The sequence below is a fragment of the Candidatus Polarisedimenticolia bacterium genome, from assembly GCA_035764505.1.
Lineage (GTDB): Bacteria > Acidobacteriota > Polarisedimenticolia > Gp22-AA2 > AA152 > AA152.
Genome location: DASTZC010000058.1, coordinates 1 through 19965 on the forward strand (window position 1 = coordinate 1; position 19965 = coordinate 19965).

Annotated in this window: 19 protein-coding genes and 2 tRNA genes; 10 read left to right on the top strand and 11 right to left on the bottom strand. The window is 65.3% G+C overall.

What is annotated here, in order from left to right:
- Positions 1 to 56: 56 nt before the first annotated feature.
- A tRNA-Glu gene (locus VFW45_03915) sits at positions 57 to 134 on the top strand.
- Between the two features lie 28 nt (positions 135 to 162).
- Here VFW45_03915 and VFW45_03920 read toward each other — a convergent pair.
- Positions 163 to 675 (bottom strand): hypothetical protein, encoded by a 513-nt coding sequence (locus VFW45_03920; protein HEU5179913.1) that lies wholly within the window; start codon positions 673 to 675, stop codon positions 163 to 165.
- A 154-nt stretch (positions 676 to 829) separates the two neighbouring features.
- On the opposite strand from VFW45_03920, the gene VFW45_03925 reads away from it, so the two are divergent.
- Positions 830 to 1312: a hypothetical protein gene (locus VFW45_03925; protein HEU5179914.1), complete on the top strand. Its 483-nt coding sequence runs from the start codon at positions 830 to 832 to the stop codon at positions 1310 to 1312.
- 144 nt (positions 1313 to 1456) lie between these two features.
- Complete coding sequence (locus VFW45_03930) at positions 1457 to 2170, top strand: DUF2270 domain-containing protein (GenBank protein ID HEU5179915.1); 714 nt, start codon at positions 1457 to 1459, stop codon at positions 2168 to 2170.
- 25 nt (positions 2171 to 2195) lie between these two features.
- Here VFW45_03930 and VFW45_03935 read toward each other — a convergent pair whose 3' ends face one another.
- The gene (locus VFW45_03935) at positions 2196 to 3638 is read right to left on the bottom strand and encodes a pitrilysin family protein (protein ID HEU5179916.1); all 1443 of its coding nucleotides are present in this window, start codon (positions 3636 to 3638) and stop codon (positions 2196 to 2198) included.
- The gene (locus VFW45_03940; GenBank protein ID HEU5179917.1) at positions 3638 to 4927 is read right to left on the bottom strand and encodes a pitrilysin family protein; all 1290 of its coding nucleotides are present in this window, start codon (positions 4925 to 4927) and stop codon (positions 3638 to 3640) included. The genes VFW45_03935 and VFW45_03940 overlap by 1 nt, the downstream gene beginning before the upstream one ends.
- A gap of 274 nt (positions 4928 to 5201) precedes the next feature.
- On the opposite strand from VFW45_03940, the gene VFW45_03945 reads away from it, so the two are divergent.
- On the top strand, positions 5202 to 5948 hold the full coding sequence (locus VFW45_03945) for a hypothetical protein (GenBank protein HEU5179918.1): 747 nt from the start codon (positions 5202 to 5204) through the stop codon (positions 5946 to 5948).
- A 345-nt stretch (positions 5949 to 6293) separates the two neighbouring features.
- Here VFW45_03945 and VFW45_03950 read toward each other — a convergent pair whose 3' ends face one another.
- Together VFW45_03950 and VFW45_03955 are read right to left on the bottom strand one after the other, a co-directional pair.
- Complete coding sequence (locus VFW45_03950; protein HEU5179919.1) at positions 6294 to 7061, bottom strand: enoyl-ACP reductase; 768 nt, start codon at positions 7059 to 7061, stop codon at positions 6294 to 6296.
- A gap of 13 nt (positions 7062 to 7074) precedes the next feature.
- Complete coding sequence (locus VFW45_03955; protein HEU5179920.1) at positions 7075 to 7437, bottom strand: hypothetical protein; 363 nt, start codon at positions 7435 to 7437, stop codon at positions 7075 to 7077.
- A gap of 206 nt (positions 7438 to 7643) precedes the next feature.
- Between VFW45_03955 and rlmD the strand changes: the two genes are divergently transcribed.
- Entirely contained in the window at positions 7644 to 8990 is a 1347-nt protein-coding gene (gene rlmD, locus VFW45_03960) for a 23S rRNA (uracil(1939)-C(5))-methyltransferase RlmD (protein ID HEU5179921.1), read from the top strand.
- Between the two features lie 7 nt (positions 8991 to 8997).
- Here rlmD and VFW45_03965 read toward each other — a convergent pair whose 3' ends face one another.
- Positions 8998 to 9720: a DUF4388 domain-containing protein gene (locus VFW45_03965; GenBank protein ID HEU5179922.1), complete on the bottom strand. Its 723-nt coding sequence runs from the start codon at positions 9718 to 9720 to the stop codon at positions 8998 to 9000.
- 292 nt (positions 9721 to 10012) lie between these two features.
- Here VFW45_03965 and VFW45_03970 point away from each other — a divergent pair, with 292 nt between their 5' ends.
- Positions 10013 to 10792, top strand: a complete 780-nt coding sequence (locus tag VFW45_03970) for a hypothetical protein (protein ID HEU5179923.1) — start codon at positions 10013 to 10015, stop codon at positions 10790 to 10792.
- Here VFW45_03970 and VFW45_03975 read toward each other — a convergent pair.
- Genes VFW45_03975 through ileS form a run of 5 tightly spaced genes read right to left on the bottom strand, consistent with a single transcriptional unit; the run spans position 10789 to position 16793 of the window.
- Positions 10789 to 11649: a Rossmann-like and DUF2520 domain-containing protein gene (locus VFW45_03975; GenBank protein ID HEU5179924.1), complete on the bottom strand. Its 861-nt coding sequence runs from the start codon at positions 11647 to 11649 to the stop codon at positions 10789 to 10791. The genes VFW45_03970 and VFW45_03975 overlap by 4 nt on opposite strands.
- On the bottom strand, positions 11646 to 12593 hold the full coding sequence (locus VFW45_03980; GenBank protein HEU5179925.1) for an RluA family pseudouridine synthase: 948 nt from the start codon (positions 12591 to 12593) through the stop codon (positions 11646 to 11648). Before VFW45_03980 ends, VFW45_03975 begins: the two co-directional genes overlap by 4 nt.
- Positions 12594 to 12603: 10 nt before the next feature.
- The gene (gene lgt / locus VFW45_03985; protein HEU5179926.1) at positions 12604 to 13386 is read right to left on the bottom strand and encodes a prolipoprotein diacylglyceryl transferase; all 783 of its coding nucleotides are present in this window, start codon (positions 13384 to 13386) and stop codon (positions 12604 to 12606) included.
- Positions 13387 to 13401: 15 nt separating this feature from the next.
- Positions 13402 to 13914, bottom strand: coding sequence for a signal peptidase II (gene lspA / locus VFW45_03990; protein HEU5179927.1), 513 nt, complete (start codon positions 13912 to 13914; stop codon positions 13402 to 13404).
- Positions 13911 to 16793 carry an isoleucine--tRNA ligase gene (gene ileS, locus VFW45_03995; protein HEU5179928.1) on the bottom strand — a complete coding sequence of 961 codons (2883 nt, stop codon included), beginning with the start codon at positions 16791 to 16793 and terminating at the stop codon, positions 13911 to 13913. The genes lspA and ileS overlap by 4 nt, the downstream gene beginning before the upstream one ends.
- 203 nt (positions 16794 to 16996) lie before the next feature.
- Here ileS and VFW45_04000 point away from each other — a divergent pair, with 203 nt between their 5' ends.
- The 4 genes from VFW45_04000 (at position 16997) to VFW45_04015 (ending at position 19847) form a co-directional block, all read left to right on the top strand.
- Positions 16997 to 18175 (top strand): cysteine desulfurase family protein, encoded by a 1179-nt coding sequence (locus VFW45_04000; protein ID HEU5179929.1) that lies wholly within the window; start codon positions 16997 to 16999, stop codon positions 18173 to 18175.
- Positions 18176 to 18180: 5 nt separating this feature from the next.
- A complete protein-coding gene (gene mnmA / locus VFW45_04005; GenBank protein HEU5179930.1) occupies positions 18181 to 19269 on the top strand; it encodes a tRNA 2-thiouridine(34) synthase MnmA in 1089 nt (362 codons plus the stop codon).
- A gap of 45 nt (positions 19270 to 19314) precedes the next feature.
- Positions 19315 to 19390 (top strand) — tRNA-Gly (locus tag VFW45_04010).
- Between the two features lie 34 nt (positions 19391 to 19424).
- The gene (locus VFW45_04015) at positions 19425 to 19847 is read left to right on the top strand and encodes a polymer-forming cytoskeletal protein (protein HEU5179931.1); all 423 of its coding nucleotides are present in this window, start codon (positions 19425 to 19427) and stop codon (positions 19845 to 19847) included.
- Positions 19848 to 19965 lie beyond the last annotated feature (118 nt).

Sequence of the window (19965 nt, forward strand, 5' to 3'; positions counted from 1 at the left end):
GAGCGATTCCTGGCTCTGCGCACGGACGGAGTTTTCGTGTAGACTTCCGGCCCCGCGTCCCCATCGTCTAGTCTGGCCTAGGACGCCGCCCTTTCAAGGCGGCAACACGGGTTCAAATCCCGTTGGGGACGCCATACCTGCCGGACAAACGTCTCCCCCCGCTCACTCGTCGAGCCGGAGATACTCCAGGGATTCCGCAGATACCTTGTTCCTCTGGGATCGGCATTTCGTCCGGTACTTCCGGCCGGAGGTGCTGCGGTACAGGATCTCATGCTCGACCGCCGGATAGTGGCCATCGGCGGTCTTCGAGGCTCCTCCATAGACCTTTTTCACGTCCATGCGGCAGTGCAGGGTCTGCCCGGCAGGAATGGGAGGCAGGACGGCGCCGTGAAGTGCCGTTCGCAAGGCGGCGCCTTTTCCATAGTTCCTGATCGTGAAGGATATGGCGTCCCCCACGTGCACGGGATCGAAAAAGGTCGCATCCTCTTCTGGCCGCGGTTTCTCGATCGACAGGACGAGCAATGGGGCCATCGAGGCTTCCAGCTGGTCCTTGGCGATGCGCCGCAGCCGGATCGTTTCGTGCGTGTACTTGAGGACAACGATGGCCGCGGCAATGGTCGCGAGCGAGCTGATGGCCGCCCAACCAGGCCAAGTCCAGAATTGATCCAGCATCACCGATGCGCTCCTTCCGTCTCGTGGCTGTCTCGCCGACCCTGGCCCGGGCTATGGTAACTCTCTTCGTCATCCGGCACGGCGATGAAAAAACGCACCCCTCATTGTTCTTGACACCCGGCTCTTTCGGGGTACTGTCCCACCAGGAGGGATGAACATGAGGAAATCAGCGCTGCTCCTTTTCCTGCTCGCGGGGGGTGTGTGCGCAGCCGAGAAGCCTGGATTGCCGACTGCGGGAATCCCGGGGCTGGGCACCGGATTCTGTGTCGCCGTCAAGGGTGCCCCGAAGGGGTTTTGCACTCCCTTGAATCCCGCGGAGCTCGATCTCGATTACTTCAAGACGGTCGTCAGGAACGGAGTCAAAGCGGTCGCGACTGTTTCGCAAAGCCTGATTATCATGCAGGCCTCCGGCTCGTGCATTTTCCCCGAGCTCGGGGATGCGCCCGATCCCAAGGCAAGTTGCTCCTGCATCTGTGCGGGCGATTCCCAGGCGGCATCCCTCCAGGAGGGTCTGATCAACGAGTCCACGAACAGCGGGAAGGGATCGTGCACCTACTGGGAAGTCTGTTACATCAAGGGATATCCCTCTGAAAAATATGAAGTCCCGGAATTGCCTCCGCCTCCATACCAAGGACCGTAGCAGAACTCCAGCTCGTTTCTTATATCTCCAGAGCGGCTTGCGGAGACGGGAAGTCCTCGCTTAATCTTCGGAGGGTTTGGTCTTCAGTAGAAACAGAGGCGCGCCTTTCCGAATGCGGCATGGAGCCACCTTCTCGGTGGATCGATGGATTCGAACCCTCCGACTCCGACGCCGGGCGACTCGTTCGAGAGCTTTCCCCTCACACGCCCCGAGTACATCAGCGCCATGGTGCATTTCTACCGGGGGGAGATGTACCGCAGCCAGATCTGGCGCAGCCGGCTGGACACGACGACCAACTGGGCGGTGGTCACGGCGGCTGGAATCGTCTCCTTCGCCTTCTCCTCGCCCGAGCACAGCGCCTTCACCATCATTCTCGGGACGATCCTGATCACCAATTTCCTGGCCGTCGAGGCGCGGCGCTATCGTTACTTCTCCGTCTATCGAGCGCGCGTGCGGATGATCGAGGAGAACTTCTACCTGCCGCTCATCCGGCGCAATCTGATGAGTCCTCTCGGGGACTGGGCCGATCGGGTGGCGCGGGACCTCGACTGTCCCACGTTCAAGACGACCTACCTCGAGGCCTTCCTGTTCCGGCTGCGCCGCAATTACATCGCGCTGTACTGGATCCTGTTTGTCGTCTGGCTGGTGAAGCTCTACATGCACCCCGTGCCGGCGGATTCGCTGCACGAGGTCTACGCCAGAATGGGGGCCGGCCGCATCTCGCCCGCCGTCGCTTTGAGCCTGGTGCTCCTTCTCTACGCGCTGTTCACCTTGCCGCTTTTCACCCAGACGGCCAAGCGTGCCGCCATGGACGAGATCCACGGCCTCGAAAGGGACATGGACCGCTGGACCTTCTGATCCATCCATGGCCCGCATTCGTTGGTCAGGTCTCGAAGAGCTCCTCGGGCGTGACCTTCCGGCTCTTCTCCCGGCTTACCTGCAGCGGAAATCTCTCGATCGCGCGGTCTTCCTGCAGGACCTCCGGGAGAGTGCCCTCGGTGTCGTAGGTGACGGACGTCGGCGCGCCGGCGAGCAGCGGGTCGAGAAAGGCGTCGGCATCCTGGGTCACTGCCGCCACGACCAGATCGGTGGCGCGCAGGTGGCGGCGCATCGCGGCATTCACCTCCTCGCAGGTCAGCTCCGGCAAGCGCCGCTGAATCGTCTCGAGGTAGTCGGCGATTCCGTAGATCTTCGAGTCCTGCAGATAGCCGAGGCGCTGGTCCAGGCTCTGGGCCCAGAGCCGGCTGTAGGTCTTCAGGAACGACCGGGTCGCTTCGAAATCGGCCTCGGGAATTCCCTGGCGCAGCGTGCGGTCGAGGAAATAGAGGGCGCCGCGCAGGGCGAAAGGCGCGTTGCGGTGTGGCACGGGACGCAGCCAGATGGAAAAGTATTGACGGCGGCGCGGAATGTTGGTCACCGGGAAGGTGGACCCGCCTTCCTGGATGAAGTGCTCCAGGTAGGAGTAATCGCCGTAGTTCAGCCCGCGTTTTCCGCGCAGCTCGTTCATCAGGACGCCGTTGAAGGTGCGGTGCTCGCCCAGGCAGGAGTTGGCCACGAGCAGGGGAATCCAGTCTTCGTGCGCGCGGGTGAGTGAGGTCGCGAAGCCGATCGACAAGGCGGTGGCGATGCAGGGCTTTTCGACGGCGACAATTTCGATTCCCCGCGGAAGCCGGGGCTCGGAGACGGTCACGCGCTCGGTGGACCGTGACGGCAATCCGGCCGCGAGCTCCTTCGCAAGATCCACGGCCAGCTGTTCCGGGTAACCTCCCGCAATCCCCAGATCGACGCTCTCCCGGGTGAAATGCGCCTTGAAATGAGCGATTACCTCATCCAGCTTCAGCGCCTTGAGCCCCTGGACCGTTCCGACGTTGGGCTTACCGTAAGGATGCGCTTCATAGAGGGCCGATTGCAGGACCGCCTTCCCGAGGGCCTCGTCGTCGTTGGCCCGCAGCTGCTTTTCCAGATAGTTGACCGCTTCGTCGCGCAGCCGAGCGAAATCGGCCGGATCGAAGCGGGGCCGCAGAAGGATGTCGCGCAGCAAGGGTACGAACCGTTGCAGGTGATCCCGGTGGCATTCCCCGAGAAGGACCACCACCTCCTTGTCGGCCTGTGCGTCGATTCGCGCCGCCATCGGATAGAGCGCTTCGAGAAGCTCCGCATAGGTGAGCGAGCGCGTTCCTCCCTGCGCCAGCATGGCGGTGGTGAGATAGGTCATCCCCTCGCGGCCGCGGGGGTCGTCCACGGAGCCGGCGCGGAACAGGATCCGGAAGCTCACGATGGGAGAAAGAGAAGAAGGGAGAAGGGTCGTCGAGATGGGGGAGCCCATCAGGTTGCCTCGCCTTCCTGCGGGACCTCCGCCGCGGTAAGAGTCACCACGGTGCGATTCTCGTCACGGAAGACCTGTCGCGCCACCGCCTGCAGATCCTCCGCCGACAGCGAATCATAGGTGGCATAGAGCTCTTCGTAGCCCCCCGGATCGGCGGTCAGCTGGAGAATGTGCGCCAGGATGGATGCCACCGAGTCGGCGGAGTCGAGGCGCATGGCGAAGGCATAGCGCAGGTGGCTCTTGGTCGCCTGCAGCCGCGCTTCGTCGACACGGCTCTCGCGCAGCTCGCGCAGGGAGGACTCGATCGCCTCGCGGACGCGCCCGAGCAGGGCCCGGGCCTTGGCATGCGTCTGGATCACGAAGAGGGTCGGATCGCGGTGGTCGCCGGCACCTCCCACCAGGCTCTCGGCAATCTGCTCCTCCAGGACCAGGCGGCGATAGAGCGGCGACGTGTCGGAGAAGGTGATGCGTGAAATCAGATCGAGGGCCGGCATCTCGCGTGCACGGGTCGAGAAGGCCGGGACGTGATATCCGAGCGTCAGGATCGGCAGCGTCGGGTTCTGCCAGCTCAGCGCGACTTGCCGCTGTTCGACCTGCGGCGGCTCCTGCGGAATCCGGATCTGCGTGATGCCGCGCTTCCATGGGCCGTAATGCTTCTCGGCGAGGGCAAAGACCTCGTCGCTCTCGATGTCTCCCACCACCAGCAGGATGCAGTGCTCGGGACGGTAGTAGCGATCGTAGAACGACAGGGAGTAGTCGTACTGGTTGGGCATGTCCTCGATGTCGCGCAGGAAGCCCATGGTGGTGTGCTGGTAGGGGTGCACCCGGAAAGCTGTCTCGAAGAGCTTTTCCTCGATCATGACCTCGGGAAAGGAGAAGTTCTTGTTATATTCGCCGAGCACGGCCCGCGCCTCTTTTTGGAAAGCCTCGCGCTCGTAGCGCAGATTCATGAAGCGGTCGCTCTCGAGGTCCATGATCTCGGGAAGCGATTCAGCGGCGGCGAGGGTGTGATAGGCCGTGAGGTCGTCCGAGGTGAAGGCGTTCGAATCGGCACCCAGGCGCTTGAGGGCCGCATGGTAGCGGTCCTCGGGGTAGCGCGGCGTGCCGCGGAACATCATGTGCTCGAAGAAGTGGGCGAAGCCGGAGAGTCCAGGCTCAATCTCGTTGCGGCTGCCCACCCGCACGATGATCCAATGGGCCGCCAGCCCAGGCGAGTCGAAGGGGACCGCCACCACCTGCAAGCCGTTGGCGAGGACGCGCTGCTGGAACGGGAAGGGGAAGATGCCCATGGAAGGCTCCTCGAGGATGCGCCGGGAGCGCGGCGCGGGCGAAAGCCCGCGAGGCGAGCGGCGTGATCTTAGCCGCCGTCGTCGGGGGCGTCAACGGGAGGATAAGAGGCAGTCTGGCGCCCCGATAAGCCGTCTAAAGGTTCCATCCGATTTCAGCCTTGAGCAGACCGTCGCTTCGCACGGCTGGTCCGGCGTCGAGCCCTTCCGGTGGGATAGGCGCCTGAAGCGGCTATCAAGAGCCGAGGAGCTGCCCGACGGGAGCCTTCATTATTTCGTGTTGGCACAGCCTGGAGGAAAGGGAAAACCCGTCCAGATACGCTGGCTGGCAGGCGGAGAGGCGGCGCGGCGGCCGGTTCTGCGCGCCAGGATCCGGCGGATGCTGAGCCTGGATGTCGATCTGCGTGGCTTCCACGCGCTTTGCCGGGGCGAGCCTCGAATCCGCTATGTGCCGCGGGCGGGAGCGGGGCGGTTCCTGCGCTGCGGCAACGTCTTCGAGGAAGTGTTCAAGGCAATTTGCGCCACCAATATCGCCTGGCGCCAGGCGGTCCTGGCGATGAACCGAATTGCCACGCTGGGGAACAGGGTTCCCGGGGTCGACGCGCGGGCTTTCCCTTCCGCTTCGGCGATCCTTCGGGTGAGCGAGGCGAAGCTGCGCGATGTATCGCGCCTTGGTTACCGGGTCCGGTTCCTACGGAGCTGGGCGCGGTGCGCCACGGAGGGGTCGGCGGAAATCGCCTTGATCGAGGCAGGTGCGCTCGATCGGGAGGCCATGCGCGCGTATCTTCTGTCTATCCCGGGCGTAGGAAAGGCAACCACCCGCTACCTGATGATGGTCTGGGGTGATGGGCGCGAGATCCCCGTGGACAGCTCGGTATACCTCTACTTTCGCAAGAACCGCTTCGGGGGAAGGAATCCCAGCGAGAAGGAGATCCTTTCTCTCTATGAGCCTTTCGGGGAGTGGCAGGCCCATTCCTACTGGTTCGAGTTTCTGCCATGGGCCAGGAAGCACTACAAGCTGTAATAGGGATAGGTGAATAGAGGGGGTGTAGCAAGGGCCGCTGGGTAGGGAGGGAGAGGGGTCCTCCCCAATCAGGGGTTACCAGGTTATAGGTCCCTCGCCCGCTTGCCACACCCCCACATCGAGACCGGCCGGGATCCGCGAGCGCTTTTGTCCTTGCTTCGGAGGTTCAGCCGCCCGCCACATAACTGTCACTTAAATACTCCGAGTCAGAGATGGCGTCAAGAGAATTCTTAAAAATTATTTGAAATCATATTATGATGCAGGATGCCGTCGAAAGTCTTTGTAGACAAGCATTTCCATGCTGTTCTTCGATGAAATGCTTGTCAGTCTTGGCAATTCCGGGAATCAAGTACCGGCAATATGATAACCGGCATCCACGAAAAGGATTTCCCCGGTAATACCCCTCGAATGGGGGCTCAGGAGGAAGGCGGCCGTATCCCCGACTTCGGACGCCTCGGTGTTGCGGCGCAGCGGGGACTTCTCGCGGTATTGTTCCAGGATGCTGGTGAATCCGGGAATGCCGCGTGCCGCCAGGGTGCTGATGGGCCCGGCTGAAATGCCATTGACCCGGATGTTGCGCGGCCCCAGATCGCTGGCCAGGTAGCGGATGCTCGCCTCCAGCGAAGCCTTGGCGACTCCCATCACGTTGTAGCGCGGAATGGCGCGCTCGCTCCCGAGATAGGTCAAGGCCAGGATGCTCCCTCCTTCAGGAGGGAAGAGTCCCAAGGCCCCGCGGGTCAACCCGACCAGCGAATAGCTGCTGATGTCGTGGGCCAGCAGGAAGCCGGCACGCGAGGTTTGGACGAACTCCCTCTCGAGGTCCTCGCGATTCGCGAAAGCGATGCAATGGACCAGGAAATCGAGGCTGCCGAAATCGCGGCGCACCGATTCGAAGAGCGCCTCGATCTGCGCGTCGTTGCTCACGTCGCAGGGATACACGGCGGAATCCGGGAGCGTGGCGGCAAGCTCGCGAACGTTTCCCTCCAGACGCTCGCCCTGGAAGGTGAAGGCGAGGCGCGCGCCTTCCCGCGAGGCCGATTGGGCGATGGCCCAGGCGATGCTGCGCTTGTTGGCGACGCCGAGGATGAGACCCTTGCGCTTTTCGAGCAGCATGCTTCCTCCTCTTTCAAGCCGGCGGCGGACCGGCCGGTGAGGGCGCGGCGACTTCCTCGACCTTGAAGAACTCCTTCTCGCCGATCCCCTCGTAGATCTTTCCCAGGACCTCCCACGCCATGACCGCCGCGATGCCCCCTTCCTTGACGAGGGCGGCCCACGTACGGCGCATCTCGTCCGGCTTCTCCTGAAAATCCGGCAGAGGTCGGGAATGGGGCGCCTGCCCTTTCCAGGGATCGCACTTGACCCGATGCACGACTTTGATCGAGGGAGCGCCCGGCTTGTCCTTGGTGGTGCACCAGACGACCAGCCCCTCGGAGAGATTCTCGATGTCGCGGTTGCAGGTCTGGCAGGGGATGATTTCCCGCACCTTCATTGACGGCTCCTTCGTGATGGCCGGATGGTAGATGAGAGGTCGGTCGATTGCAAACGCCGCCTTGCGGTGCGCGGCGGCCCGGTTGACCGGGAAAATCGTGACTGTCTATAGTAGCGCCGCTTCCATCCTTGCGAGTCGGGAGAGTCGCATGATTGCACGCAGCTGTCAGATCTTCATCGCCGTCTGGCTTCTCGTCGTATTGAGCCATGGCTGGGTCCGAGCCGGACGAAGGACCTGACGCCTCCGCCGCGCCGGTCGAGCTGACGATTCAGTCGCTCGCCTTCGGGGGAGAGGCGATCGCCCGCGCTGGAGGCATGGTCGTCCTGGTGGACCGGGCGGTGCCCGGCGACCGCATCCTGGCGCGCATCACCCAGCGCTCCCGCCGCTTCGCCCGCGCCGCCCTGCTGGAGGTTCTTTCGGCCTCCCCCGACCGGGTGCCGGCGCCTTGCGTCCACTATCAGGCCTGCAACGGCTGCAGCTATCAGGAAGCCGCTCCGCCGCTCCAGCGCGAGGCCAAGCGCCGGCAGGTGGCGGATCTCCTGTCACGCATCGGCAAGGTCGAATCGCCCAGGGTCTCCGAAATCCTCGCTTCGTCCCACGATTTCCACTACCGCCGGCGAATGAGCTACACCTTTCCACGCCAGCGGAGCGCCGGACCCGGATTGCACCAGCGCCGGTCGCCCGAGAGGATCCTCGAAGTCCCTGACTGTCTCCTGCCCGAAGAACGCGTGCAGAAAGCTTATCGCCTCCTCCTGCCGGAGCTGTCCGCGCTTCCACCTTCAGACCATCCTGGTCGGCTGGAGCTGTACGCCGGGGATGCCGGTCCTCCGGTTGCGGTCCTTCGCGCGGCGGGACAGCCTCATCCGCTGCTGCGCCGGCGCGCAGAGACCTGGGTCGAGAAGGAGGTTCTTCTGGGGACTGTATGGATCGCCACGACGGGGCGCTTGCGACGCCGCGGCGGGGGCGAAAAAATCACCCTTGCCGGCCAGGCGTCGATCCAGTCCTCCCTGGGGCGATTCCGGTTCAATGTTCCGGCGGGCAGCTTCTTCCAGGCCAATCCAATGCTCGCGGCGCAAGTCTTCGAGCGGATGGCTCAAAAGCTACCGAGGAGCTGCGAGGAAGTTCTCGAGCTTTACGCCGGGGTCGGCGCCCTGTCGCTGTTTCTGTCGGGCCCAGGGCGGCGCATCCTGGCAGTGGAAGGGGATCCCGACGCGGTGCGAGCCGCGGAAGCCAATGCAACGGAGAACGGGTGCGGGGGGATCGAATGGCGGAACCTGGACGTGCGCCAGGCGCTGGAGGGAGCGATCGGAAACACCTTCGATGCCGTGGTGGCCGATCCACCACGCACCGGCCTTCCGCCCGGCTGCGCCGCAAAGCTGGCCGGTCTGGCGCGGCGCAAGATCCTCTATCTGTCGTGTAATCCGGCGACCATGGCCAGGGACCTGGCGGAGATTATGGCGGGAGGGGAATGGGAGCTGAAGGATGCGCTGCCTGCCGACTTCTTCCCGCATACCGCGGAAATCGAATGCCTGGTGGAGCTGCAGCGTCGCTGAGCGAACCTCAGACGCCGCGCTCGCGGATTTCCCCTGCCTGCATCGCCTCGTAAAGGGCCGAGTAGGTCTCGAATTCCCCCTGACCCGACAGCCGCGAGATTTCGGATACGGTGCGGATGCCATTCACCAGGGAGAGGACCTTGCGCTCTTCGGGAGAGGCGTCCTGGTCCCTGCCCGTCCCGGGGACCTTTCCGGGAACCGGCTCGAGGAGCATTCCGGTGTCGCGGATGCGGGTGGAGAACTTGTTCCATTCGTCGAGCCGGCGAATCCCTTCCATCACGATCTTGGTGGTGGGCAGGGCCAGGGTAATCTTCTCGCGCGCCTCGATCGGCCCCTCGATGAACTCGAAATAGCCGCTGGTCCAGTGGAACAGCCCGTAGACGATATCCAGGACCTGGTTCTTTACCGCCCACCATAGCTGCTCGGTGGTCAGGTATCCCAGACGGACGAGCACCTTGCCGTGGCGCGTCTCGGGATCGATGCGGCGCGCCGATTCGGCGTTCTGCTCCTCGGTGATCAGGCCTCGCCGCACCAGGAAGCAGCCCAGGTTGTCGCGTACCGAATTGGAGCGGGCAAAGACCACCTCCCCTTGCTCCCAGAAGACGGAGCGCGAGTCGGCCCCTCGCGAGCAGCGCAGCACGCCGGTCTTCTTGGAGAGGTTGAGCAGGGAGACGATATCGGCCAGAGGGACAGAGCTCAAATCACCGGTCAGAACGGGCTTGCTGGACATACGACCCCCCGGGAGGTGGGGGCATTCTAGGGAGGAGGCCCTGGGGTGTCAACGCTCCGGACGCTTGCGGCACTTATGCAGCGGGCGCGCCGGGGTTGTGCTTGACCCGTCCCGGATCTGCTCGTACTGTCAAGGCGCATGGCCCGCCCCCGATGGCGGGCGGCTGAGTCACGGATCCGGTTGACATAGGCGCCATCCATTTCTAGAATAACGGTTTCGAGAAACCCTTCGAACTCCTGAAGCCATCAGGTAACGACGCCGTCGCGGCTCTCGCGCCGGCCGGGGAGAACGAGTGCTCAAACGACCCTTCCTGCTGCTCCTGTCGTTTCTTTTCAGCGCGCCGCTGCTGGTGGGCTGCAACAAGTCGGAAGGAAGCAAGTCGCCGAACCTCTTCGGCCCTCCTCCTACCGTCAGCGCCGTCAGCGTCACCAAGGAGCGCAAGCACTTCGACTGCTCCTCGTCGACCGATCTCTGCTGCGTGGATCCTCCGACCTGCTCCTGCTGCTGCGTTTCCGACCAGGTGAACCAGACGTCTTCCGACTTGGATCTCGTGACGATGACGGCGGACGTGGCCGATCCCGACGGATTGAGCGACATTCTGGTGGTCCTGGCGCGCTTCCTGGATCCGCCGCGCGACGGAACGCCGGCGGGAACGACGCTCAATCAGATCAGTCTCGAGATGTTCGACGTAGGCGGGACCGCGGTAGGAACGTTGACCATCGGCGGAACCGGGATTCCCGTTTTCACGGGGGACGTGGCGGCCGGGGACGGAACCTACAGCCGGAAGTTCTATATGCATACCACCACGGGCCAGAACCTCGGGTGCATCGAGACGAGCGATTTCGCCGCGATTCAGGGCACTTACAGCACCTTCGGAACGGTGTCGAGCTACGCCGGCACCACGACGCGCAACTTCGAGTACTCGGCGCAGGCGATTGATCGAGCCGGCAACATCGACACCTCCGCCGGCACCGTCCTGGCCATCGAGCAGTCTTCGGACGTTTCTTCCTTCGTGGAGCGAGCCTGCGGGCCGCCTAGCGGAGCCGGCGGCTGTTTGCCGGGTACCCCCTAGGGCTTCTGACTCCTGGACTTCAGCACCCTCCGTGCTTCCGACGCGTCGCGCGGCCCAATCCGTCCCGCCCGCCTCAACATCTCAGCCATCTGCAGCGCCAGAATCCTGTGGAGAACGGCTCGATCCCGCCGCATCTGACGCAGGACCTGGAGATGTTTTCTCACCGTCGACAGGTCGCGCCGGACCAGGGGGCCGGTAAGGGCCTCCTCGAGGCCGGCGCGCTCGGCGTTCTCCAGCGTCACGCGCGCCAGCGCCAGGGCGCTACGGCGACTGTCAGGCTTCCGCAGCGAGCCTCCCCGGGCCATCATCTCGGCGGCGATCGATACCAGCGCCAGGAGATACCCCGACGCGAAACAGGCTCCCAGATGGTAGGCCGCCCGGCTGCGGCCGCGCAGGGCCAGGGGCCACCCGCCGATTTCCCTCACCAGCTCGAAGGCGAGTCGCCTTGTCGTGACATCTCCCTCGATTCCGAAGCCGATGTCTCGCAGCGCCGTGGATTTCGCGGACCCGCGCGGCAGGCTGGTCAGAGGATGCAACGTGCCGGTGAGCGCCCCGCGCCGTGCCAGCGGGGCGAGAACCGAGGAGCCCAGGGCGCCGCTGGTATGAAAGACGAACTTGCCGCGCCAGCCCTGCCGCTTCGCCCATCGGCGCGCCAGCGGCGCGATTTCCCGATCCGGCACGGCAATCAACAGAAGGTCGAAAGGCTCGTCGAGATCAGCCCACCCTGCACGGGTCCCGCGGCGGCCGCCGCGCCCGTAGCGCGCCACCTCCCGATGGCCGCGACGCCTGAGGGCCGACGAAAGCGCGGAGCCGACGGCCCCCGGTCCGACAAGCACGAAGCGGAGCCGCTTCTTCATCGCCGTCCCCGCAGAGCTTCGAGCAGGTCCGCGAAGTCGCCGGGAAGCGGCGCTTCGAAGCGCAGCGGCTCACCGGTTTCAGGGTGCGCGAACTCCAGGCGCCGGGCGTGCAGCGCGAGCCGACCGAAACGCTCCACCTCCTCACGCAGCGCCGCGTCGCGCAGGCTCGAGGTGCGCGCACCGCCATACTCGGTGTCCCCGACGATCGGATGTCCCAGGTGCTTCATATGCACCCGGATCTGGTGCGTCCTGCCGGTGAGAATCCGCACCTCCAGCAGCGTGAACGCCGAAAAAGCTTCCTTCGACGCATATTCCGTGATTGCCGCACGTCCCGTGGCGCGCACCGCCATCCGGGTCCGCGCGACCGGGTGTCGGCCCAGCGGCGCGTCGATGCGGCCGCGCGCCGGGGCTATCCGGCCCCATACCAGGGCATCGTAGAGCTTCAGCACCTTGCGCGCCTCGAACTGGGCCGCCAGGCTGCGGTGGGCCGCATCGGTCCTGGCCACCACCAGCAGTCCCGAAGTCTCCCGATCCAGACGATGGACGATCCCGGGCCGGCCGGCGCCGCCCGCGGTCGACAGCTCTCCTCCCAGCGAGAGAAGGGCGTGCACGAGCGTCCCGGTCCTGCGTCCCGCACCCGGATGGACCACCAGGCCGGCCGGTTTGGAGATGACGAAGAAGGCCGGATCTTCGTGCACGACCTGCAGAGGGATTGGCTCGGGAACCAGCACCTCGGGCGGAGGATCGGGAAACTCGATCACGATAGGATCCCCGGCGCGCACCCGCGTGGCCGCGCGGGCCGGCTTGCCGGAGAGAAGGACGTGCCCGCCGGCGATCAGGCGCTGAATGGCGGCACGGCTCTGTTCGGGCAGTCGCACCTGTAAATACCGATCGAGGCGGAGATCTTTGGGATCCTCCACCACCAGCTCCAGGCGCCGGGCCATGCCCGCCGGTTCAGGAGGTTCGGGCCGCGCCGCGCAGCCTGAGGAGGAAGAAGATCGAGGTTGCGGCGGCCAGAATGGCGATGACCTGCGAGGTGGAGAGGAGGCCGCCGAGGACCTCGCCGCGATAATCGCCGCGGTAGAACTCGATGGCGAAGCGGAGGATGGCGTAACACAGCACGTAGATCCAGAAGATGCTGCCGTGGCGCTTCTTGCGCGGGTAGAGCCAGACCAGGAACAGGAAGACGGCGAAATCCGCCACGCCGTGGTAGATCTGGGTCGGATGCAGCGGCACCGCAAGCGGCACGCCGGTCAGATCGTGCGCCCGCGGATCCACGAAGGTCACCGCCCACTTCACGTCGGTCGGCTTGCCGTAGCAGCACCCCGCCGACAGGCAGCCGATCCTTCCGATCGCCTGGGCCAGGGCGATCCCCGGCGCGGCGGCGTCGGCCGTACGGGCAAGCGGCATGCGATTGCGCCGGACATAGATCAGCCCGACCAGGCAGGCCGCCACGAAGCCGCCGTAGAAGACTCCCGCCGACCGCCAGTTCGAGAGGATCTCCGACTTGTGCCGCCAGTAATAGGGGAACTCCACCAGGACCAGCATCAGCTTGGCCCCGACGATTCCGGAGAGGAGCGTCCAGATGCCCAGGTCGATCATGCGCGTCGGATCGATGGCTTCCCGCCGGGCGTAGTTCATGGCGACCCGCACCGCGATCAGGAAGGCGATGGCGTAGAACAGACCGTAGGTCCCCAGGGTGAAGGGACCGAAGCTACCGAGGTTGATCTCCCACAAGACCGGATGCATAGGTCAGGAGGGGGACAGCGACGCCCGGCGATCGCGGCGGAACAGGTCGAGGATCAAGGTGAACACCCCCAGACAAATCGTCGAATCGGCCAGGTTGAAGGCGGGCCAGTGGTGGCCCGCCAGGGAGAAATCGAGGAAATCAACGACATGGCCATAGGCAATCCGGTCGTACAGGTTTCCCATCGCCCCCCCCAGGATCAAGGCGAGCCCCGATTGCGCCAGGAAGTCTGCTTCGCTGGTCCGGAACTGGAAGGTCAGGATCAGCAGAATCGCCAGCACCGGAATCGTAATGAAGACCAGCGCGCGCATGGGGGCGGCCAGTCCGGCCATCAGACCGAACAGCGCCCCGGTGTTGGCCACGTGGGTCAGATGGAAGAAATCGGGGATGATCGGCACCGACTCGTACAGCGGCAGGCGCGACACCACGATCGATTTCGACAGCCGATCCATGCCGAAAAGCAGAAGACTCAGGCCGAGGTAAAGGGCTCGGAAGACCGTGCCGCGCGAACGGGTCACGTCGTCCCTTCCCGCGGCAGCTCGCGCATCACGGCGGCGCAGCGCGCGCACAGGCCCGGGTAGCCGGGATCGGCGCCACGATCCTCCTTGAAGTTCCAGCAGCGCTCGCACTTCTCTCCCGCGGCGCGGCGGACTTCGATTCTCAGGCCGGGAAGCTCCACGGAAGCGTGCGCCGCAGCCCCGGTCCCGCCCAGCTCGACCTGGGACACGATGAACAGCGAGGCAAGATCGACGCGGTAATCCTCAAGCAGCTTGTGCAGATCACCGGGGGCATCCAGCACCACGCGCGCCTCGAGCGAGTTGCCGATGAGCTGATCGGCGCGCGCGATCTCGAGGACCTTGAGGACCTCCTCGCGCACCCGGCCCAGCTTCTCCCAGCGCTCCAGCAGCTGCGGCTCGTCTTGCAAGGAAACGGGCGCGGGGAACTCCTGCCAGTGGATCGAAGAGGCGTCCTTGCCGCCGCCGGGCCTGTGCCGCCAGATCTCCTCGGCGGTGAAGCTGAGCACCGGAGCCATGAGCCGGCACAGCATGTCCAGAATCCGAGCCAGCGCCGTCTGCGCCGAGCGGCGCGCGGACGACGACGGGGCCGAGGTGTAGAGACGATCCTTGAGGATGTCGAGGTAGAAGGCGCTCAAGGTGACGGCGCAGAACTGGTTCAAGGCGTGATAGACGCGATGGAACTCGTAGGCCTCGTACGAGCGCCGCACCCGCTCGAGCAGATCGTTCGCCTGATGCAGGGCCCAGCGGTCCAGCTCCTGGAGGCTTTCCGGCGCCAGCGCATCGCGTGAAGGATCGAAATCATAGAGGTTTCCGAGCAGGTACCGGCAGGTGTTGCGGATTTTCCGATAAGTCTCGACGTTGCGCGCCAGGATCTCCTCGGAGAGGCGCATGTCGTCGAGGTAGTCGACCATGCAGACCCACAGCCTGAGCAGGTCGGCGCCGTAGCGCTTCACGATGTCCTGCGGGGAGATAACATTTCCCAGCGATTTGGACATCTTCTTGCCGGCGCCGTCCAGGGTGAAGCCGTGCGTCACCACGCCGCGGTAGGGGGCGGTACCGCGCGACTGCACCGCGATCAGGAGCGACGACTGGAACCAGCCGCGGTACTGGTCGGTCCCCTCCAGGTAGAGATCGGCGGGCCAGCTTTGCGGATCCAGCGCGGCGAAGCTCGAGACTCCCGACTCGAACCAGACGTCGACGATGAAATGCTGCGGGCGCAGGAAATCGCGGCTCCCGCAGGCGGGACAGGCTGTCTGCGGCGGCAGGAAATGGTCCGCCATGCCCGCGGGGCTGCCGTAATCGGCGAACCAGGCATCCGAGCCCTCTCGCCGGAAGACCTCGGCGATCTGCGCGAAGCTGTGCTCGTCGCGGATGAAAGCGGTGGGGACGGCGGGGAAGCAGCGCTCGCAGGCGAAGATCGGAATCGGTACGCCCCAGCTTCGCTGCCGCGAGATGCACCAGTCGGGGCGGTGCTCCACCATGTTGCCGATGCGGATGCGACCCGCCTCCGGCAGCCATGCCACCCGATCGATCGCTTCCCGGGTGCGCTGCCGCAGGCCGGTCGAATCCATCGAGATGAACCACTGATCGGTGGCGCGGAAGATCACCGGGTTGCGGCACCGCCAGCAGTGGGGATAGGAATGGGTCACCGATTCGCGGTGCGCCAGCAGTCCGCGTTTCTCCAGATCCTCCTGGATCCAGGCGTTGGCGTCCCATACTTTCATGCCCGCGAGGGCTGCGGCATACGGCTCGTCGGAGTCGAACGCAGCCTGCACGAACCTGCCGTGGTCATCCAGCGGCGCATAAGGAGGAAGCCCGTAGCGCGCGCCGATGTCGAAATCCTCTTGCCCATGGCCGGGGGCGGTGTGGACGCATCCCGTTCCCTGATCCAGCGTCACGTGCTCGCCCAGGACCAGGATCGACTCGGCTCGCGAGCGCTGTGGATAGGGGCGCTTTGCCGGTCCCAAGCCGGTCAGCTCGCGACCCGTCAGGCTTCCCACGGATCCTTTGATTTTCAAGCCGCAGACCCGCGCCACCTCGGCGACGCGATCGTGCGCCAGGATGACGATCGATTCCCCGAGATCGACCAGGTCGTAGAGAAAATCGGGGTGGAAGGCGATCGCCTGGTTGGACGGAAGCGTCCAGGGTGTCGTGGTCCAGATCAATATGTCGACCCGCCGGCCCGAGACGGCAGGGAAGTGCTCGGCCAGCTTCGAGCCCTCGAGCGGAAAGCGAACGTAGACCGAAGGGGAGGTGTGGTCTTCGTACTCGACTTCGGCCTCGGCGAGCGCCGTCTGATCCACGATGCACCAGTGGACCGGCTTCTTGCCGAAGTAAGCGGTGCCCGAGACGAAGAAGTGCGCCAGCTGCTCGACGATTGCCGCTTCGTAAACCGGATCGATCGTGAGGTAAGGGTGGCTCCACTCCCCGAAGACGCCCAGGCGCTTGAACTCCTCCCTCTGGATGCCGATGTACTTTTCGGCATATTCCCGGCAGGCCTTGCGGATCTGCAGGGCGCTCATCCCCTTTTTCTTGCCGCCCAGATCCCGGTCGACGCGGTTCTCGATGGGCAGGCCGTGGCAGTCCCAGCCGGGACGGTAGGCGGCGTCGAATCCCATCATGTTGCGGGACTTGACCACCATGTCCTTGAGGATCTTGTTGAGGGACTGTCCGAGATGGATGTTGCCGTTGGCGTAGGGAGGCCCGTCATGCAGCAGGAAGACCGGCCGGCCGCGGCGCTGCTCGCGCAGCTTCCCATAAACTTGGACCTGGTCCCACCAGCGCAGCAGCTCCGGCTCCCGCTCCTGGAGGTTGGCTTTCATCGGAAAGTCGGTGCGCGGGAGGTTGACCGACTGCTTGACGTCGGCGACGGGCTTCAACGATACCCCACTTGAGGGAGGCCAATCCGGATGGCCCGAGGGGGGCCGGGCGAAAGGCCGCATGGTGCAGGCGAACGGCGCAATCTAGCATCACCTCCGGCAAAGATCAAGAAGGAGAGGAGTTCGTTGACGCTGCCGATGCCCTGTGGTAAGTTGCGACCTTCCAATCGATTACGGAGCACACCGCGTCTCACGCGGACCGGATGATGCGCGCCTACCTCGACTACAACGCCAACGCCCCGATCCGTCGCGAGGCGTCTCGCAGCATCGCCGCAACGCTCGACGACCGGCTCGGCAACCCTTCCAGCGCGCACCGCTGGGGACACCGGGCCAAGGTCGTCCTCGAGCAGGCCAGGCGGCAGGTGGCGGCGCTCCTGTCGGCGCTTCCCGAGGAGATTGTGTTTACGAGCGGGGCGACCGAGGCGAACAACCTGGCTCTGTATGGCGCGGCCCACGCCCAGGATTCGCCCCGTCATCTGATCGTGTCGCGGATCGAGCACTCCTCGGTGCTCGAGCCGGCGGCCGATCTTGAGCGTCGCGGCTGGAAGGTGAGCCGCATCCTCCCGGATGAAGAGGGGTGGGTCGATCCCGAGCGGGTGCTGGAGGCTCTCACAGCGGAGACCATCCTGGTGTCCCTCATGCACTCCAACCACGAGGTCGGTACGCTGCAGAGCGTCTCCGATCTGGCCCCGGAGCTGCGCCGGCGGGGGATTCTGCTGCATTGCGACGCCGCGCAGAGCGCCGGCAAAGTGGCGCTGTCGGCGCAGCGTGTGGGCGCGGATCTGATCTCGCTGTCGTCGGGAAAGCTTGGCGGGGCCTGTGGGTCGGGCTGCCTGTGGGTGCGCGGGGATGTGCCGCTGGCTCCACTGCTGCGGGGCGGCAGCCAGGAAGGGAACCGCCGGGCCGGCACCCAGCCGCTCGCCTTGATTGCCGGCTTCGGCGCGGCGGCCGAAGCCGCCGCCGGAGAGCTCGAGGAAGCAGCGTCCCGGCTCCAGGCGCTGCGCGATCATCTGGAGATGAGTCTCGTGCAGCGCTTTCCGTCGGCGCGACTGCACGGCGCGCGCCGTCCGCGGCTGCCCGGCACGACCAACTTCTCACTGAAGGAAGCACGCGGCGAGGACCTGGTGCTGGCGCTCGATCTCGAGGGGATCGCCGTCTCGGCGGGCTCGGCGTGCGACGCCGGCACCATGCAGGCGTCTCACGTCCTCCAGGCGATGGGGATCCCCTCCTCCCAGGCGGCTTCCGCGGTGCGCGTCAGTCTCGGGCATGGCAGCCGCCCCGAAGAGATCGACGCCCTGATGGAAGCACTGGCGCGCATCCTCGATCGGGTGGCAGGGCGGGCGGGCGCGCGCGACGTCACCCGGGCCACGGCCGTTCCATGAGCGGCATGGCGCAAGCAGACAGCTCGGCGCGCATCGCCATGGCCATGAGCGGCGGCGTCGACAGCTCGGTGGCGGCGCTCCTGCTGCGCCGGCAGGGCGCTGCCCTGGTGGGAATCTCGCTTCATCTCACGGACGTCTCGGGCGGCGGGCGGTGCTGCTCGCCGCGCGATTTCCTCGACGCCCGGATGGTCGCCGAAAAGCTCGACTTTCCTTATTACGTGCTCAACATGGAGCGCGAGTTTCGCGCGGCGGTCATCGAGGACTTCATCCGTGAGTACCGCTCGGGACGCACCCCCGTGCCTTGCGCCCACTGCAACACTCAGGTGAAGTTCGGTGACCTCTTGAAGCGCGCCGAGCTGCTGGGGTGCGACCGTGTAGCCACCGGGCACTATGCTCGTCTGAGCTGGGACGGCGCCGCGGGGCGCACGCGCCTGTGGCGTGCCCGCGACCGGGAGAAGGACCAGTCCTATTTCCTGTTCGGCCTCGACGATCGCCAGCGCGATTGCGCCCTGTTTCCGCTGGGGGATCTTTCCAAGGGAGCGGTGCGTGCCCTGGCCCGGGAGGCCGGCCTGCCGGTCGCAGACAAGCCGGAAAGCATGGATCTCTGCTTCCTTCCCCACGGAGGGCATGGAGAGCTCGTGGCGCGTGAAACCGGACTCGACGAGGAGGCTGCGGCAGGAGATTTCCTCGATCGCGACGGCAAGATCCTGGGGCGCCATCGCGGCGTCCACCACTACACCGTGGGGCAGAGGCGTGGTCTGGGAATCAGCGGCTCCGGGCCGTATTACGTCGTCGAGATCCGGGCCTCGGACAATTCCGTGGTGCTCGGGACGGAGCAGGAGCAGCTGAGCCGCGAGTGCCACGTCCCGCGGCCCAACTGGATCGGTGTACTGCCGCCCGGCGCTTCCCTCGAAGCCCTGGTGCAGATCCGGCATCGCCATCCCGGGGGCGCGGCGACGCTCCATCCCGATCCGGGCGGGGGAGTCAGAGTCCGCTTCCGCGATCCGCAGCGCGCCATAGCACCCGGACAGGCGGCCGTCTTCTACCGCGACGACGAAGTTCTGGGCGGAGGCTTCATCGCCGCCGCGCATTGACACTCTTTTCGGCGAGGCGGTATAGTCGGATTCGGCGCTCAGCGGGCGGGCATAGCTCAGTTGGTAGAGCGCGAGCTTCCCAAGCTTGAGGTCGCGGGTTCGAACCCCGTTGCCCGCTCCATTCCGACCCTGCCCCACCTCTTGTCGGAGTCGGCATGCTGTTTCGCAAGCTGAGCTTCCCCGGATCGGGCGCGCCGGGGCGATCCCAAAGCTTGCGCGGCGACGCGACTGCCTCCACCATCATCGGTCAGCACACCCGCTTCCGGGGTGAGGTCCGCGGGCGAGGAGCGCTGGAGATCCGCGGGCAGATGGAGGGCTCGCTGAGCGTCGACGACCGCGTCTCGATCGCCCGCGACGGAAGGATCAGCGCCGAGGTCTCGGCCCTGGAAATGGTCGTCGAAGGATTTCTCGAAGGGGAGATCCGGGTCCAGGACCGGCTGGTGCTCCTGAGCACCGGCAGCGTCCACGGGCACGTCGAGAGCGGCCGCATGGAAGTGGAGGAAGGCGCCATCCTGAAAGGCACCGTGCTGCGCCGAAACGAATCGCCCGACCCGGAGCCCGGGCAGTCAACCCCCTGACGTTAATTAGCATCCTCCTGACACTCCACGTCACTCGCTTGACGCTGCGCCGCAGCGCCAGCATTCCAAATGCTTTGCCTTCATGGGGATGGTCCGGCCGCCCGGCCGCCGGAGCGTG

Excerpts from the sequence above, each read along its gene's own strand:
- VFW45_03950 (HEU5179919.1), bottom strand. The coding sequence starts at position 7,061 with ATGCTGCTCGAAAAGCGCAAGGGTCTCATCCTCGGCGTCGCCAACAAG.
- mnmA (HEU5179930.1), top strand. The coding sequence starts at position 18,181 with ATGGCGCAAGCAGACAGCTCGGCGCGCATCGCCATGGCCATGAGCGGC.
- VFW45_03980 (HEU5179925.1), bottom strand. The coding sequence starts at position 12,593 with ATGGCCCGGCGCCTGGAGCTGGTGGTGGAGGATCCCAAAGATCTCCGC.
- VFW45_03935 (HEU5179916.1), bottom strand. The coding sequence starts at position 3,638 with ATGGGCTCCCCCATCTCGACGACCCTTCTCCCTTCTTCTCTTTCTCCC.
- VFW45_03925 (HEU5179914.1), top strand. The coding sequence starts at position 830 with ATGAGGAAATCAGCGCTGCTCCTTTTCCTGCTCGCGGGGGGTGTGTGC.
- VFW45_03975 (HEU5179924.1), bottom strand. The coding sequence starts at position 11,649 with ATGAAGAAGCGGCTCCGCTTCGTGCTTGTCGGACCGGGGGCCGTCGGC.
- VFW45_03940 (HEU5179917.1), bottom strand. The coding sequence starts at position 4,927 with ATGGGCATCTTCCCCTTCCCGTTCCAGCAGCGCGTCCTCGCCAACGGC.
- VFW45_03955 (HEU5179920.1), bottom strand. The coding sequence starts at position 7,437 with ATGAAGGTGCGGGAAATCATCCCCTGCCAGACCTGCAACCGCGACATC.
- rlmD (HEU5179921.1), top strand. The coding sequence starts at position 7,644 with ATGGCTGGGTCCGAGCCGGACGAAGGACCTGACGCCTCCGCCGCGCCG.
- VFW45_03965 (HEU5179922.1), bottom strand. The coding sequence starts at position 9,720 with ATGTCCAGCAAGCCCGTTCTGACCGGTGATTTGAGCTCTGTCCCTCTG.
- VFW45_04000 (HEU5179929.1), top strand. The coding sequence starts at position 16,997 with ATGATGCGCGCCTACCTCGACTACAACGCCAACGCCCCGATCCGTCGC.
- VFW45_03930 (HEU5179915.1), top strand. The coding sequence starts at position 1,457 with ATGGATTCGAACCCTCCGACTCCGACGCCGGGCGACTCGTTCGAGAGC.
- VFW45_04015 (HEU5179931.1), top strand. The coding sequence starts at position 19,425 with ATGCTGTTTCGCAAGCTGAGCTTCCCCGGATCGGGCGCGCCGGGGCGA.